At 71.9% G+C, this 14661-nt stretch carries 14 protein-coding genes; 7 read left to right on the plus strand and 7 right to left on the minus strand.

Features of this window, described 5'->3' with window-relative positions; all coding sequences use genetic code 11:
• The first annotated feature begins 20 nt into the window (after positions 1–20).
• The 3 genes from SPI96_RS02870 to pth all read left to right on the plus strand — a co-directional run bounded on the left by SPI96_RS02870 (position 21) and on the right by pth (position 2548).
• A complete protein-coding gene (locus tag SPI96_RS02870) occupies positions 21–1154 on the plus strand; it encodes a hypothetical protein (protein WP_321080859.1) in 1134 nt (377 codons plus the stop codon).
• A 185-nt stretch (positions 1155–1339) separates the two neighbouring features.
• Complete coding sequence (locus tag SPI96_RS02875) at positions 1340–1966, plus strand: 50S ribosomal protein L25/general stress protein Ctc (RefSeq protein ID WP_321080860.1); 627 nt, start codon at positions 1340–1342, stop codon at positions 1964–1966.
• A 6-nt stretch (positions 1967–1972) separates the two neighbouring features.
• Positions 1973–2548: an aminoacyl-tRNA hydrolase gene (gene pth / locus SPI96_RS02880; protein ID WP_321080861.1), complete on the plus strand. Its 576-nt coding sequence runs from the start codon at positions 1973–1975 to the stop codon at positions 2546–2548.
• Here pth and SPI96_RS02885 read toward each other — a convergent pair.
• Positions 2508–3098 (minus strand): phosphotyrosine protein phosphatase, encoded by a 591-nt coding sequence (locus SPI96_RS02885; RefSeq protein WP_321080862.1) that lies wholly within the window; start codon positions 3096–3098, stop codon positions 2508–2510. The two genes, pth and SPI96_RS02885, sit on opposite strands and share 41 nt — an antisense overlap.
• Before the next feature lie 95 nt (positions 3099–3193).
• The gene (locus SPI96_RS02890) at positions 3194–3697 is read right to left on the minus strand and encodes a DUF2505 domain-containing protein (RefSeq protein ID WP_321080863.1); all 504 of its coding nucleotides are present in this window, start codon (positions 3695–3697) and stop codon (positions 3194–3196) included.
• Positions 3698–3874: 177 nt separating this feature from the next.
• Here SPI96_RS02890 and SPI96_RS02895 point away from each other — a divergent pair, with 177 nt between their 5' ends.
• Both SPI96_RS02895 and mfd read left to right on the plus strand, forming a co-directional pair.
• Positions 3875–4939: a MauE/DoxX family redox-associated membrane protein gene (locus SPI96_RS02895; RefSeq protein ID WP_321080864.1), complete on the plus strand. Its 1065-nt coding sequence runs from the start codon at positions 3875–3877 to the stop codon at positions 4937–4939.
• Positions 4936–8670, plus strand: a complete 3735-nt coding sequence (gene mfd, locus SPI96_RS02900) for a transcription-repair coupling factor (protein WP_321080865.1) — start codon at positions 4936–4938, stop codon at positions 8668–8670. Before SPI96_RS02895 ends, mfd begins: the two co-directional genes overlap by 4 nt.
• A gap of 33 nt (positions 8671–8703) precedes the next feature.
• Here mfd and SPI96_RS02905 read toward each other — a convergent pair whose 3' ends face one another.
• Both SPI96_RS02905 and SPI96_RS02910 read right to left on the minus strand, forming a co-directional pair.
• Positions 8704–8940: a PqqD family protein gene (locus SPI96_RS02905; protein WP_414601896.1), complete on the minus strand. Its 237-nt coding sequence runs from the start codon at positions 8938–8940 to the stop codon at positions 8704–8706.
• Positions 8941–9034: 94 nt separating this feature from the next.
• Entirely contained in the window at positions 9035–9934 is a 900-nt protein-coding gene (locus tag SPI96_RS02910; RefSeq protein ID WP_321080867.1) for a nucleotidyltransferase family protein, read from the minus strand.
• A gap of 171 nt (positions 9935–10105) precedes the next feature.
• On the opposite strand from SPI96_RS02910, the gene SPI96_RS02915 reads away from it, so the two are divergent.
• On the plus strand, positions 10106–10663 hold the full coding sequence (locus SPI96_RS02915) for a hypothetical protein (protein ID WP_321080868.1): 558 nt from the start codon (positions 10106–10108) through the stop codon (positions 10661–10663).
• Positions 10664–10736: 73 nt separating this feature from the next.
• Here the strand turns inward: SPI96_RS02915 and SPI96_RS02920 are convergent, their stop codons facing one another.
• Positions 10737–12095: a polysaccharide biosynthesis tyrosine autokinase gene (locus tag SPI96_RS02920; protein ID WP_321080869.1), complete on the minus strand. Its 1359-nt coding sequence runs from the start codon at positions 12093–12095 to the stop codon at positions 10737–10739.
• A 126-nt stretch (positions 12096–12221) separates the two neighbouring features.
• Here SPI96_RS02920 and SPI96_RS02925 point away from each other — a divergent pair, with 126 nt between their 5' ends.
• Positions 12222–13559, plus strand: a complete 1338-nt coding sequence (locus SPI96_RS02925) for a hypothetical protein (protein WP_321080870.1) — start codon at positions 12222–12224, stop codon at positions 13557–13559.
• Here the strand turns inward: SPI96_RS02925 and SPI96_RS02930 are convergent.
• Together SPI96_RS02930 and SPI96_RS02935 are read right to left on the minus strand one after the other, a co-directional pair.
• A complete protein-coding gene (locus SPI96_RS02930; RefSeq protein WP_321080871.1) occupies positions 13541–14272 on the minus strand; it encodes a phosphotyrosine protein phosphatase in 732 nt (243 codons plus the stop codon). The genes SPI96_RS02925 and SPI96_RS02930 overlap by 19 nt on opposite strands.
• Before the next feature lie 26 nt (positions 14273–14298).
• Entirely contained in the window at positions 14299–14622 is a 324-nt protein-coding gene (locus tag SPI96_RS02935; RefSeq protein WP_321080872.1) for a hypothetical protein, read from the minus strand.
• Positions 14623–14661: the final 39 nt, after the last annotated feature.

Here is a 14661-nt window from a genome sequence, read left to right on the forward strand (position 1 = left end):
CGTTGCTCGCCGTCGGGCTGATGGTAGAGTCCATGCAGGTGCCGGGTCTTGGGATTCCTCTGCCCGAGGGGATGATGATCCTCCTGCTGCTGCTGGCAGGGTTCCGGCCCCCGCGCCGGGACCTCTCGCGCTATGGGCTGCTCACGGTGGTCATCCTGGGTCTGCTGGCCTATTTGGTGGCGGTGACGCTCGTCCAGGACCTCGACCCGGCCCGTCGTGCCATCCGCATCGGCCTGCTCATGCTCTTCGCCTATGCCCTGGCCAGTGAGCGGATCGACATCAAGTCCATCCTCTACGGCATGGCCGCCGGTGGTCTGGTGAACGTGCCCCTGTTCTACGCGGGCCTGGTTCCTGACAACTACGGCGGATATCTGACCGGCTGGCTGGCGGACAAGAACGTCGCCGGGCTCTTCTACGCCCTCATTCCTGTGCTGCTGGTGGCCACAATGCAACGCATGGGCCCCAAGCTCCTGGTGCTTGGCGTCGGATTCCTGTTGGTGTTCCTCACCGGTTCCCGCACCTCTCTGGCGGCCCTGGGCTGCGCCGTGGTGTGGATCCTCCTCAGCCCCTACCTGGGGCGGGTGCTGCGCCTGGTGTTGGTGGCCGGCATGGCTCGGTTCGTGGGCTGGGCGGAAGAGTATCTCGCCGACGCGGCCATCTTCGGTGACCGTTCCGGCACGGACTGGTTCCGTGACCGGATCCAGGCCGAGTCCGCTCGCATGGTGGACGCCGCTCCCTGGTACGGGGAGGGGCTGGGGACCGCCCAAGTGCACCTGGACAACGTGACCATGTTCTTCCACAACTCCTACCTCGCTCTCCTGATTGAGGGTGGATGGCCCTTCCTGATCGTCGTGGTCGGTCTGTACGTGGCTCTGTCCCTGCGTCCCTTTGCGGCCACTCACCGCTCGCCGTCGCGGGTGGCGGTGGAGGCGGCCGCCGTGATTATCCTGGTGGCCTCCACCCAGCTTGGTGAGGTGTTCATCACCATCTACGGGGTGATCGTCGTGGCTGCGGGCCTCTTGCTCACCGCACAGGAAGCGGATGAGAAGGACGGGCTCACCGCCGCTGAGAGGGCCCGTCAACGTCGTGTGGGCCGAGTGATGGCCCGTGCGCGTCGGGCGGAGGGGCGGCCTGTAGGGGCACGCCAGCCCTGAGCCGGCGGGGGACTGCCCCGGTGCTATCCTGGTGCGGTTGCCCAGGCGAGGGAGCACCCGCTCCGTGATCGACGAGGCCGCCGTGAAGGGACTGCACGTTCCCGACCGGCCCAGACGCCCCTTCCTGGCCACACCCGCGCCGGTCGCCCCGGCTTGCGCGGCAGAGAACCCCAGAGGAGGACGAGATGTCTGACAAGACCATCCTGAAGGCCACCCAGCGCACCGAGTTCGGCAAGGGTGCGGCCCGCCAGGCCCGCCGTGCCGGCCAGATCCCCGCCGTCGTCTACGGCCACGGCCAGGAGCCCGTGCACCTGCTGCTGCCGGCCCGCGAGACCACCCTCGCCGTGCGCAACCCCAACGCCCTGCTCACCGTGATGGACGAGTCCGGCGAGGAGCGCCTCGTGCTCCCCAAGGACATCCAGCGCGACGCCCTGAAGCAGACCGTGGACCACCTGGACCTCATCGAGGTCCGCCGCGGCGAGAAGGTTGTCGTGGATGTGCCCGTGCACGTCGAGGGTGAGGTCGCCCCCGGCCACGAGTACGTGCTCGACTACGCCACCGTGCCGCTCGAGGCCGACGCCACGGACCTGCCCGAGTCCGTCACCATCTCCGTGGAGGGCCGCGAGGCCGGCGACCACGTATACGCCCCGAACGTGACCCTGCCGGCTGGCACCACCCTGCAGCTGGACGACGAGATCGTCATCGCGACCGTCTCCGAGGTCGTCGAGCAGGATCTGGGCGACGAGTCCGTGCAGGAGGAGCAGGCCGCCGAGGGCGAGTCCTCCGAGTCCACCGAGGGCTCCGAGGCCTGATCCGCCATGACGGGTACCACGCTCATCGTCGGCCTCGGCAACCCGGGGCCCGAATACGAGCGCACCCGTCACAACATCGGACAGATGGTGGTGGGTGAGCTCGCCTCCCGCATGGGGGGCGGGTTCACCCGCCACAAGTCCGGCGGCGCCGTGGTGGCGCCCGGCCGGCTGGGTGTGGGCGGGCCGCGCGTCGTGCTCGCCATGTCCACCGGCTACATGAACGTCTCCGGCCGCCCCGTGGGGGCCCTGGCGCGCTTCTACGACGTCGGCGTCGAGGACCTCGTGGTGGTCCATGACGAGCTCGACATCCCCTTCGACACCCTGCGCCTCAAGCGCGGCGGGGGAGAGGGCGGCCACAACGGGCTCAAGTCCATCAGCGCCTCGATGGGGTCCAAGGACTACGCCCGGGTACGGGTGGGCATCGGCCGCCCGCCGGGCCGCATGGACGTGGCGGACTTCGTGCTCCGCCCCTTCACCAAGGACGAGCAGCAGACGCTGCCACTCCACGTGGACCGTGCCGCGGATGCCGTGGAGGCACTCGTCAGCGAGGGGCTGGAAGCGGCGCAGCAGCGCTTCCACTGACAGCCCGGACCAGGGCCCCGGCGATCGTCTCGAGGGCGGGCTCCAGGAGCTCGACCATCTCCGCGTAGCCCTCGGCAGGGCCTCCGAAGGGATCCGGCACGTCCAGGGACACGCCGGTCGACCGGGCCACCGCACGGCTCCGGGACGCGGCCCGGACCAGTTCCCCCACACCAGCACCCCCCGGGAACCAGTCCTGCCCCGCGCGCTCGTCCATGGCGCGCACGAGGGCGGCGAACTCGGTGACGGTGTAGGTGCGGGAGACCGCACCGGGGACCGCTCGCAGCACCGCCCGCATGTGCTCCTGCGTCGCTGCGAGGACGAGGGCGGACTGGTCGATCATCCCCGTGGTGAGCTGGGCCGGTCGATGTCGGCCCAGGCCGGCGATCCCCGACTGCTCACCCAGGGCGAGCAGTGGCCCCGGCACGGTAAGGGCCTGGTTCGGGTGGGTGCCGGCGCTGCCGGCCTCCGCGACACCGCGACTCACTGCGTCCAGCCGGGTCTGCAGGGAGTGTTCGGCCCACGCCGAGCGGCAGATGTTGCCCGTGCACACGAAAAGGACAGCGTCTGGGGCCGGGCGCGCAGCGGAACGGTCCCGGCGTCTCCGGGACGCCGGGACCGGAAGGTCCTGGATGCGGGGCCTGGGGTTCAGGCCTGGCCCCGCTCGATCCAGGAAGCAATGGCGCGGGCCTGGCGGTCCACGACCTTGCCGACCATCGGCTCGGCCTTCGCTGCGATCTTCGAGCCCACCAGGGGGATCTTCACGGCCAGCTCGCCGGACACGGCGTACTCGCTGCCCTCGCCCGCAGCATCCAGGCGGAGCTCGCCCTCAGCGGTGGCCTTGGCAGCCGGGACGGTAATGGTGGTGGTGCCGGTGCGGGAGCCGTCCGCTGCCGGGGCGGACCACCGCTCGACCTGCTCGACCTTCAGGGAGCTGCCGATGATCTTCCGCGCCATGTCCGGCAGACGGTCCGCCGGGGCGGTGCGCACGGTGGTGATGGTCATCGGGCCCTCGGCGGTGCCCTCGGCGGAGAAGGACTCCAGGGCGCCCCCGAAGGACTCGACCACGGAGCGGTGGAAGTCCTCGGACAGGAGCGTCTCGGCCACAGCGGCCGGGGGGTGGGGGATGGTCTGCTGGGCGGAGAATGCCATGGGTGTCCTCGATCCGGTCGGGGCGCCTCCTGGATGGGAAGCGTCAGGCGCCGGCACGGGGCGGCCGGTGCTGAATCTCCAGCCTATATGCTGGGAGATGGCCCGCCGCGGCTCGTGCACCGGTGTGCGCGGCGCATGCGGGACCGCCTGCCGACCGCTTCCGAAAGGGGCACCGCCGTGTCCGCTCTGTGGGCTGTGGCCCTCATCATGTTCCTCAGTGGGGCCGCCAAGCTCCGCACCGGTGAGGACGTCCAGCAGACCTTCACCCGCCTGCGGGTGCCCCGTCCCTGGAATGCACCCCTCCTGGCCCGGGCCTTCCCCCTGTGCGAGCTGCTGCTGGCCGTGGCGCTGGTCCAGCCGTTCACCGTGCTGCGGATCGTGGCCGGTGTCGGCGCGGTGGCCCTGTTCTCGGCGTTCCTCGTGCTGGTGGTCCGTGTGAAGGGCGACGGCGTCTCCTGCGGCTGCTTCGGCCAGGCCTCTGTGGCCCCGATCTCCGGGTCCACCGTGGTCCGCAACGTGCTGTTCCTGTTGCTGGCCGTGCTGGCCTTGCTCGAAGCCGTCGTCTCCTTCGGGGAGGCCGGAGCCGGCATCGCGTGGCTTCCTCTGACCGGCTTCGGCAGCGCCGTCCCGCTGTGGGGCACCCTCGTGGCGGTCCTGTTGGCCGCCTGCGCCTTCCTGGTGGGCCGGGAGTCCGTGGCTCCCTCCTCCGCCGAGGGCGGCCCGCTCGAGGCTGCACCGTCCTCAGACGCCCCGCAGCCCTCCGAGGACGGCGAGCCCGAGCGGGTGCCCTTCCCAGACGCCGTCGTGGTGGAGGGCGGCACCTACCGAAGCCTGCACGAGGTGGTCCGGTCGGGGGCCGTCCTGGGCCTGCGGCTGTCCACCGGCTGCGGCTCCTGCCAGGACGTGATCGCACGGCTGCCTGAGTTCGCCGATGCGCTGGGCCCGGTGCGCCTGCGGGTGTTCGTGCCCCAGCACGTGCCCGGCCAGGAGCCCGCGCTCGGGGCCATCCCCCGGGAGCTCGTCGCCCTGGACCCGCAGGGTGCCGCCGCCACCGGCCTGGGTCTGAACGTCTTCCCCAGCGCCGTGCTGCTCGGCACGGACCTGCTCACCGCCGGAGGCCCGGTCTTCGGCTCCGGGGAGGTCCAGGCCCTGCTCGAGGAGGTCCGGGAGATCATGGCGGCCGAGGCGCCTGTCACAAGCGTCGACACCACCGGCTCGGGCCCGGAGGCCTCGGTCCGATGACCGATCCGGCCACCGCCCCCACCGATGTGACCCCAGTGGACGCCCCCGCCCGCTCCGGGGCCACCAGCCCCTCAGGGCAGGCCGTGCCCGTGCTCGCGCCCCTGCTGCCGCTGCTGGCCTGTGACCGTGCATTCGAGGCCGCCGTGGCCTCGGCCTCCCGTGGGCTGGAGTCCCGGGGTGAGGAGCTGGAGATCGGCCTGCCCGACGGCGCCCGCGCCCCGCTGTTCGCCCTGCTCGGCGACGCGGTGGCCCGGGCTCAGGGGCCCGGCGCAGTGGTCCTGGCGGTCACGGCCACCACCCGTGAGGCCGAGGACCTGCTCGGGGACCTCGCCGCGTGGCTGCCGGAGGACACCGCCGCCCTCTTCCCCTCGTGGGAGACCCTCCCGCACGAGCGCCTCTCGCCCCGATCGGACACCGTGGGCGCCCGCCTGGCCGTGCTCCGCCGCCTGGCACACCCCGAGGCGGACGGTCGGCGGCCGCTGCGCGTCGTCGTCGCCCCGGTGCGCTCGGTGCTGCAGCCGCTCGTGGCCGGCCTGGGAGACCTGGCGCCCGTGCACCTGGCCGTGGGTCAGGAGGTCGCCTTCGACGGCGTCGTCCAGGCCCTCGCCGACGCCGCCTACGCCCGTGTGGACATGGTCTCCCGGCGGGGGGAGTTCGCCGTGCGCGGTGGCCTGATCGACGTGTTCCCGCCCACCGCCGCCCACCCCGTGCGGGTGGAGTTCTTCGGCGACGAGGTGGAGCAGATGCGCTGGTTCTCCGTAGCGGATCAGCGCTCCCTGCAGGACACCTCCGCGGACGGCTCGGGGCACCCCACAGAGCTGTACGCCCCGCCCTGCCGGGAGCTGCTGGTCACCCCGGCCGTGCAGGAGCGGGCCCGGGCGCTGAAGGAGCGCCTGCCCGGGGCCGCGGACATGCTCGAGCGGATCGCCGAGGGCGCGGCCGTGGAGGGCATGGAGGCGCTGTCCCCCCTGCTCGCCGACGCCATGACCTCCCTCACCCGCCTGCTGCCCGACGGGTCCCTGACGGTGCTCGTGGAGCCCGAGCGGATCCGCCACCGCGCCGACGACCTGCTCACCACCAACGAGGAGTTCCTGCGTGCCGCATGGGCCGGTACCGCCCAGGGCGCCGAGGCCCCCGTGGACCTGGCCGAGGCGGACCAGTCCGCCGCCGGCGGCTTCCTCACCCTCGCGGAGCTGCGCGCCGAGGCACTGGACCGCCACCAGGGGCACTGGTCCACCACGGCCCTGGCCCCGGACGACGAGCTGCTGCCCGAGGCCGGCGCCCTGCGTGCCGCGCTCGGGGTGCCCACCACGTTCGGCGGGGACATGTCCGCCATGGTCGAGCACACCCGCGCCCGCCTCGCCGAGGGCTGGCGGGCGGTGGTCCTCACCGACGGGCCCGGATCCGCCCGCCGGGTCGCCGAGCTCCACAGCGACGCCGGCCTCACCGCCTCGGTGCTCGCCGGCCCCGTGGACCCCTCACCGGCGGCGGGCCAGGTGCATGTGGCGACGGCCGCCGTCGGGACCGGCTTCACGGTGCCGGAGGCACGGCTCGCCGTGATCACCGAGCAGGACCTGTTCGGGCGCCACCGCACCGCAGGCACGCGCACTGCCGGGGCCACCCTGGCCCGGCGGCGACGCAACGCGGTGGACCCGCTGACCCTGCAGCCGGGCGACCACGTGGTGCACGCCCAGCACGGCATCGCCCGGTTCGTGGAACTGCAGCGCCGCCCCGTCACCGGGGGCGCCCGTAAGCGCCCGGGGGAGGAGTCCTACCGCGAGTACCTCGTGCTGGAATACGCCCCCGCCAAGCGCGGCGCCCCCGGGGACCGCCTGTTCGTGCCGACCGACCAGCTGGACCTGATCTCCCAGTACGTGGGCGGGGACGCCCCCGCGCTGTCCAAGATGGGCGGCTCGGACTGGGCGCAGACCAAGTCCAAGGCCAAACGCGCCACCCGGGAGATCGCCGGGGAGCTGATCCGCCTGTACTCCGCTCGCATGGCCTCCCGCGGCCACGCGTTCGCCACAGACACCCCTTGGCAGGCGGAGCTGGAGGAGGCGTTCCCCTATATGGAGACGCCGGACCAGCTGACCACCATCGACGAGGTCAAGAAGGACATGGAGTCCCCGGTGCCCATGGACCGGCTCGTCTCCGGGGACGTCGGCTTCGGCAAGACCGAGGTGGCTGTCCGCGCCGCGTTCAAGGCCGTGCAGGACGGCAAGCAGGTGGCCGTGCTGGTCCCGACGACGCTGCTCGCCCGCCAGCACCACCAGACGTTCTCGGGTCGGTTCGCCGGCTTCCCCGTGACCGTGGCCGCGCTCTCCCGGTTCCAGACCGCCAAGGAGTCCAAGGAGGTGCTCGCGGGCCTGGCCGCCGGCGAGGTGGACGTGGTGGTCGGCACCCACCGGCTGCTCGGCCAGGAGGTGCAGTTCAAGGACCTCGGCCTGGTGATCGTGGACGAGGAGCAGCGCTTCGGTGTGGAACACAAGGAGGCACTGAAGAAGATGCGCACCGACGTGGACGTGCTTGCAATGTCCGCCACGCCCATCCCGCGCACCCTGGAGATGTCCCTGACGGGCATCCGCGAGACCTCCACGCTGGCCACCGCCCCGGAGGAGCGCCACCCCGTGCTCACCTCCGTGGGCCCCTATACGGACCAGCAGGTGGTGGCTGCCATCCGCCGCGAGCTCATGCGCGAGGGCCAGGTGTTCTACGTGCACAACCGGGTCACGAGCATCGACAAGGTCGCCTCCCGGATCGCCGAGCTCGTGCCCGAGGCGAGGATCGCCGTCGCCCACGGCAAGATGAGCGAGTCCCGGCTCGAGCAGATCATGGTGGACTTCTGGGAGAAGAGGTTCGACGTGCTCGTCTCCACCACGATCATCGAGACCGGCCTGGACATCGCCAACGCCAACACGCTGATCGTGGAGGATGCCCACCGCTACGGCCTCTCCCAGCTGCACCAGCTCCGGGGCCGGGTGGGCCGTGGGCGCGAGCGGGCCTACGCCTACTTCCTCTACGACGCCCAGCGCCCTCTCGGCGAGGTCGCCATGGAACGGCTCAAGGCTGTGGCCCAGCACAATGAGCTCGGCGCGGGCATGCAGCTGGCCATGAAGGACCTCGAGATCCGCGGTGCGGGCAACCTGCTCGGCGGTGAGCAGTCCGGCCATATCGCCGGGGTGGGCTTCGACCTCTACCTGCGCATGGTGGGGGAGGCCGTGGCCGACTTCAAGGGCGAGGAGGACACCACTCCCGCCGAGGTGAAGGTGGAGCTGCCGGTGAACGCCCACCTGCCGCATGACTACGTGCCGGGGGAACGCCTGCGCCTGGAGATGTACCGCTCCCTGGCCACGGCCACGGACGACGCCGCGGTGGACGCCGTGGTCGAGGAACTCAAGGACCGCTACGGCGAGCCGCCCGCCCCCGTGCAGGCCCTCGTGGCCGTGGCCCGGTTCCGCAACCGGGCCCGCGCCGCTGGGGTCACCGAGGTGATGCTGCTGGGCCAGAACGTGAAGTTCGGGCCGGCCTCCGAGCTGCCCGAGTCCCGCGTGCTGCGCCTGCAACGCATGTACAAGGGTGCCCAGCTCAAGCCCGCCCTCAACGCGGTGCTCATCCCGCGGCCCAAGACCAAGCCGGTGGGCGGGCAGGACCTCGTGGACGCCCCACTGCTGGAGTGGGCGGACCAGGTGGTGCAGGCGATCTTCGCGCCCGAGCGACCCACCGAGGGCTGACCGGCTCCCCGGCCGCCCGCGGGTGGGCGGGGCTCAGATGCGTTCGGCCACTCCGGAGGTCTCAAGCATCCGCAGGAACGCGGTGACGCCCTCGGTCACCTCCGCCTCCGGTAGCCCGAACGCAGCCGCCACATCCGCCACGATCTCGGCCTCTGTGCGGGGGGCGGCCTCAGCGAGGTCCTCCTCCGGGCCCAGGCCCCCCAGCAGGCATTCCCAGACGACGCCGGCGGACGGGCTCAACCGCTGCGGTCGGCCAGCTTCTAACCCCATGACCACTGTCTCGCCCTCCGGGTTCCGGATCCAGGCGGCTCCGTGGGCTGGTTTCCAGGCCTGGCCGCCGGGGCGGTGGTTACGTGTGTGCTGTTCAGCGGTCACGGTGCACTCCCTTGTTCCAGGCCCACCGGGCGAGGGCGGCGATACGGCCGAGCTGAGCGCGGGTGACGTCACCGCGGCGGAGCGGACGGCCCAGACGCATGCGCAGATGCGGACGGTTCACTCCCACCGCTCCCCACACGAGGGCGGCCTTGGCAGGCAAGCCCGTGGCCGAGGCCCAGCGGGTGGCGAACAGGTCCATTCCGGACTCGTGGGCGGACAGCGCCTGGAACAGGCGCAGCTCGGCAGCGTCCTCAGAGCCGGTGGTGGGTTCCTCTCCGGTGGCCACATGCCAGGCCGCTCCGGCCCCGAACGCTTGGGCCTGCTCGCGCAGCTGCTGCCACTGCTCGGTGCTGAGTGTGGCGCGCAGATGCTCCACATCCCGAGCCCCTCGATTCGGGTCCCGGGCGGCATGCACCACCACCACGAGGCGCTGATGGGGAAGCGAGGGCACCGGCACCGTCCTGCCGGCGATCACCCGATGGGAACGCTCCGCCCAGAGGCGGGCGAAGGTGGCCTCCGGGTCTGACCCCAGGCCGGGGAAGAGGCGGTGCACATCCACGTAGCCCAGATGGTCGTGCCAAAAGGTGGCGGCATGGCGGAAGATCGACCCCTCGGAGAAGTCTGTGACCCTCGCCCAGCCGTGCTCCGCCAGGGCGCGGCACACTTCGCTGGCATCAGCGGGGGGCACGAGCAAGTCCACGTCCGAACTGGTGCGGTGTGGCGTGTAGACGCCGGGGGAGGCCGCATACCCCTTCACATGCAGCCCCCGCAGACCGGCGTCCTCGAGCACGGTGGCGATACGGGCGTGGGCGAGGCGGACCCGTTCGGCGAGTCCGAGCGCCGGTTCGCCGCCCACGGGAAGGCGGGAGGACGGCGTGCCGGGGCTCATGGGGCCAGCCTAGTCGGTGGACGGGGCAGCCGAGTCTGATGATCCGTCAAGGAAACCTGCATGGTCTGTACCGATTGGACTAGTGTCAGTTCTGGATATGCACAGTCCCACTCCAGGTCAGTGTGGCATCCCGAACGTTGTCACCCTTCCCTCCCATCCCCTGGAGAGCACATGCAGAAGAAGCAGAACGCCCTCAGCCGCCGTACCGTCACCTCCGGCCTGGCGTGGTCCGTCCCCGCCGTCGCCGCCGTCAGCACCGCCCCCTTCGCCGCCGCCTCTCCCGTGGTCTGCCCGAAAGTCAAGGTCATCGGCGAAGCCGTGAAGTTCCCCGGTAACAGCCACGGCGGCGGCATCCGTCAGGCCTACGGCTTTGACATCGTCGTCACCAACAACACCGAGCTGCCGGTCCGTATCACCCCGGGTACCGCCAAGGTCAACTTCAAGAGGTTCGGCGAGCGCACCGGCGAGGCGCGCCTGTACGACAAGTCCCCGTGCAATGCGGACGCCACCCTCCTGGAGGCGGGCAGCTCCCTGCTCGCACTCGAACCGGGCCAGAGCACCCCCCTCTTCTACCTGGTGAACAACACCGGCAACTCCGCCAACGAGGCCGGCTGCATCACCTCCACGCTCAAGGTGGAGATCGTGGGGGCCGCCGCCGCGGACACCGAGGTCTGCGACACCATCTTCCTGCCGGAGCGGTGCTTCGACGAGACCCCGCCCACCTGCTGATCGCAGACAGCACGGGCAGAAAGGCCCCGCCGGATCCATCCGGCGGGGCCTTCGTCGTTGGGACGCCTGCGTGTCAGGGGCGCTGATCCGGGACGGACTGGTAGTACGCCGCGTAGGAGTCGCCGTCCGCGCCGTAGCCGCCGCCGTAGTAGTCCTGGCCCACCCCGGAGGATGGGGTGCCGTTGAGCACGATCCCCAGCACGCGGGCGGAGACGTTCTCCAGCATGGCGCGAGACACCTGCAGGTGCTCCTTGCGGGTCCTGCCGTGCCGCACCACGATCACCGTGCCGTCCACGGCCTTGGCCAGCAGCGTGGAGTCCGTGACCGGCAGCAGCGGCGGGGCGTCCACGAGCACCATGTGCGTCTGCGCCAGCAGGGCCAGTAGCTCCCGCATGCGGTCCGAGCCGAGCTGCTCGGACGGGTTGGGAGGGGTCCGGCCGGCCGGGAGCAGCAGCAACCCGTCCTCGCCCACCGGAACCAGAGCGTCAGCGAGCTCCACATCCCCATTCAGCACCTCGGACAGGCCCACCCGGCCGTCCACCCCGAACTGGGAGGCCTGCCGGGGGCGGCGCAGATCCGCGTCGATCAGGACGACGGGCTGACCGGAGGCCGCTGTGGCCAGGGCGAGGTTCGCCACCACCGTGGACTTGCCCTCACCCGGGTTGGAGCTGGTGAAGGCGATGGTGCGAGGCGGATCGTCCACCGCGGCGAAGCGGAGATTGGTGCGCAGGTGGCGGATCGCCTCGCCCGCTCGCGGGGAGAGCACCTGCAGCGGGTCGGTGCGGGTGCTGCTGCGCATGGTCGGATCGTTCGGGACCACGCCGAGCAGACCCGATCCGCCGAGTGTGGTGGCGTCGGTGGTGGTGCGCACCGCCACGTCCAGCATGCGCCGCAGGAACGCGACGGCCAGGCCCAGCAACAGGCCCAGCACACCGCCGACGATCACATGGCGCACGTGGTCCGGGCTCGAGGGGCGCTCCGGCGGCAGTGCGTCCTCCATAGCCGTAACCCGCACATCCGAGGTGGGGTCCAGGTTGTTGGCCACATCTGCGGTGGCCACGAGGGCGGTGTTCGCCAGGTCTGCAGCCTGCTCCGGGGTGGGAGCGGTGGCGGACACGGAGATCAGGTTCGAGTTCGGCACGATGGCGGCTTCGAGCCGGGCACCGGCAGTGTCCACGCCGGCCTCGGCGATCTGCTCGCGCACCGTACGGCTGTTGATCAGCGGCACATAGGACTGGGCGCGGGTCTGCGCCGTCTCCGTGCCGGAGATGCTGGCCTCGCCCTGCACGGTCACGAATCCGGAGGAGACCGAGGTGTAGAGCGTGGGCTGCAGAAGGGACCACACCAGGGCGAGGAGCGCCCCTGCGGACAGCCCGCCTGCGACGATGAGGCGGTTGGCGCGGATCACGCGCAGGAAGTCAAGGAGGTTCATGGTCCCTCAGCGGAAGACGGGGCAGGACGAGTCGGTTCACTCTATCGTCTGGAACCCTCTGGACCCGGCCTCGACTAGGCTGGACGGGACCCTGCGGTCCACGCCGCCGGCCCCGAGAGGACAGCCATGACCCGCCAGCCTGTGCCCGGTCTCGACCCGGCCGATGCCCGGCATCGGGCCGCCCTCGCCGCACTGGCTGAACACCGCCGTCGGCTGGCTCGGGGCAGTGCCGCGGACTGGCTTGCGCCGGACGCCGCCGGAGCCGCCTCCCCGGTGGCTCCGCCGTCCGGGGACCATCGCGGCCTGCGCTCCGTGCGCCTGCCCGAGCTGCTGCTCGGCGTCGCGCTCTGCCTGGAGGTCTACCCCGTCGACCTGCCCGGCGTGGGCCATGTCCCCACCAACGAGCTGGCCGTGCTCGTGCTCGTGGCGCTCGCCGTGCTCCGCCGCCCCCTCCGCGACACCTCCCGACTCCAGGTCACCGGGCTGCTTGCGGGGCTCGTGCTCCTCTACCTCGCGGGTCTGTCCCTGGCCCTCGGACTCCCGGACGAGCAGTGGATCCGCCGGATCGTGCGGATGCTCGCCCTGACCTTCCTCGTGGGGGCTTTCGCCGGGCGGCGGCTGGACCTGCGCTCCACCCTGCTGGGGCTGCTGGCCGCCATGGCCGTGAACGTCCCCCTGTTCTATGCGGGCCTGGTACCCGCACCCTACCAGGGCTTCCTCACGGGATTCCTCGGGGACAAGAACGTGGCCGGCATGTACTACGCCGTCATCCCCGTGCTCGCGATGTCCCTGACCCGCCGCCCTGGTGTGCGGCTGGCCCTGCTCGTCGGCGCTGCCGGGGCCGTGTTCCTCACCGGCTCTCGCACCGCCCTGGCCGGGCTCCTCTGCGCGGCCGTGTGGATGCTGCTGACCCCGCGGATGGGTCCGGTTCTGCGCCTGCTGCTGGCCGTGGGGCTCGCCGGCCTCGTGCGCTTCGCCAGCGAGAACCTCGCCCGGGTGGGCATCTACGCGGACCGGGAGGGCACCGACTGGTTCCGCGCCCTCATCCGCTCTGCCGCCGAGGCCAAGACGGCGGCCACCCCGTGGACGGGCCGGGGTCTGGGGGAGGCGTTCGTGGAGCTGGACACTGGGCGGTGGCTCTACCACGACTCCTATCTCGCCCTCTACACCGAGGGCGGGGTGATCCTCACAGCAGGCCTGCTCCTGGCTTACGCGGTCTACGGGTTGCGCCTGGCCAGCGGGCGCCGCCGCACTCCGGCCCGGGTGGCTGTGGAGGCGGCCGCCCTGGTGATGCTCGTGGTGGCGTCCCAGCTTGGCGAGGTGTTCATCACCACCCCGAGCATGCTCGTGATCGCCGCCGGCGCTGGCCTCGCCCTTGGAGAGGCGGAGACCCCGCTCGACGAGAACGAGCAGGAACGCCTGCGGACACGGGTGGTCGGCGCTGCTCAGTCCCGCTGGGGCTGAGCGGGCCCCGAACCCGGTGCGGCTCCCGAACCCAGCGCGGGGTCGGCCGGGCCCATCGCGCGCTCCACGGCCCGGGCCACAGCTTCGAGTGCAGGGTCCAGGGCCTGCGCCATCGCCGTGTACCCGGCCGCCGGGCCGCGGAAGGGGTCCGGCAGGTCTGCGGTGCCCCGGGTGCTGCCCGGGGTGCCCGTGCCGCGCAGGGTGGAACGGCCCTGACGGATCGCCGTGGACAGGGCGCGGGGGCCGCCGCCCGGTGTGACGGCGTCGTCCCGGGAGAACAGCGTGCCGGCATCGAGCATCGTCAGGCAGCGGTGCAGGACGGCCGGCGCCTCGCGCAGGACCGCCTCCAGGTGGGCGTCCGTGGCGGCCAACACCAGGTGCTGGCCTTGGAGCACCTGGGCTGTGAGCATGCGCGGCCGGTGGGCGGCGAGTGCCTCACGCACCGGACCCTCGGGGACGAGGCCGAGGATCTCCTCGGGCACGGAGAGGGCCTGGTTCGGCCCTCTCCCGGCGCTGGAGACCTCCACCGCGCCGGGGCCGAGGGCGGCGTCCAGGCGGGCCTGCAGCACGTGCTGAGCGTAGGCGGACCGGCAGATGTTGCCGGTGCAGACGGTGAGGATCCGCAACGGCGCATCCCCGCCGCCGGCTCCTGCGGAGGCGCCGGGGGTGGGCGCGAAGGGGGATCGGATCGGGGGGCGGGCGGTCCAGGTCACAGGCGGGGTGCGGGTCCGGGGTCGGCTCAGCGGCGGCCGAGGGTGTGGGACCCGGTGCCCGGCAGGGTGCCGGCGGCGGGGTGGCCGGCGTGCAGCTCGGTGGGGTTCTGGGCGTAGACGGCCACAGTGTCCACGGTGTCGGCCCGGCCCAGGATCTGCTTCGGGATGATGAAGGCCACCACGGACAGGGCCAGGGCGATCAGGCCCGGGACCCACACGGTGTCCAGCGACCAGAACGAGGTGGCGTAGAGCGTGCCCACGAGGGAGGCCAGGGACACCAGGAAGGCGATCAGGGAACCCCCGAGCCCGCCCACGTTGGAGTGGTCGATGGCCTTGCCGTTGCGGATCATGTGCGTCTCCTTCAGCGGGGTGCCCACCGGCGGGGCAGC

The organism is Micrococcus sp., assembly GCF_034179925.1.
Taxonomy (GTDB): domain Bacteria; phylum Actinomycetota; class Actinomycetes; order Actinomycetales; family Micrococcaceae; genus Micrococcus.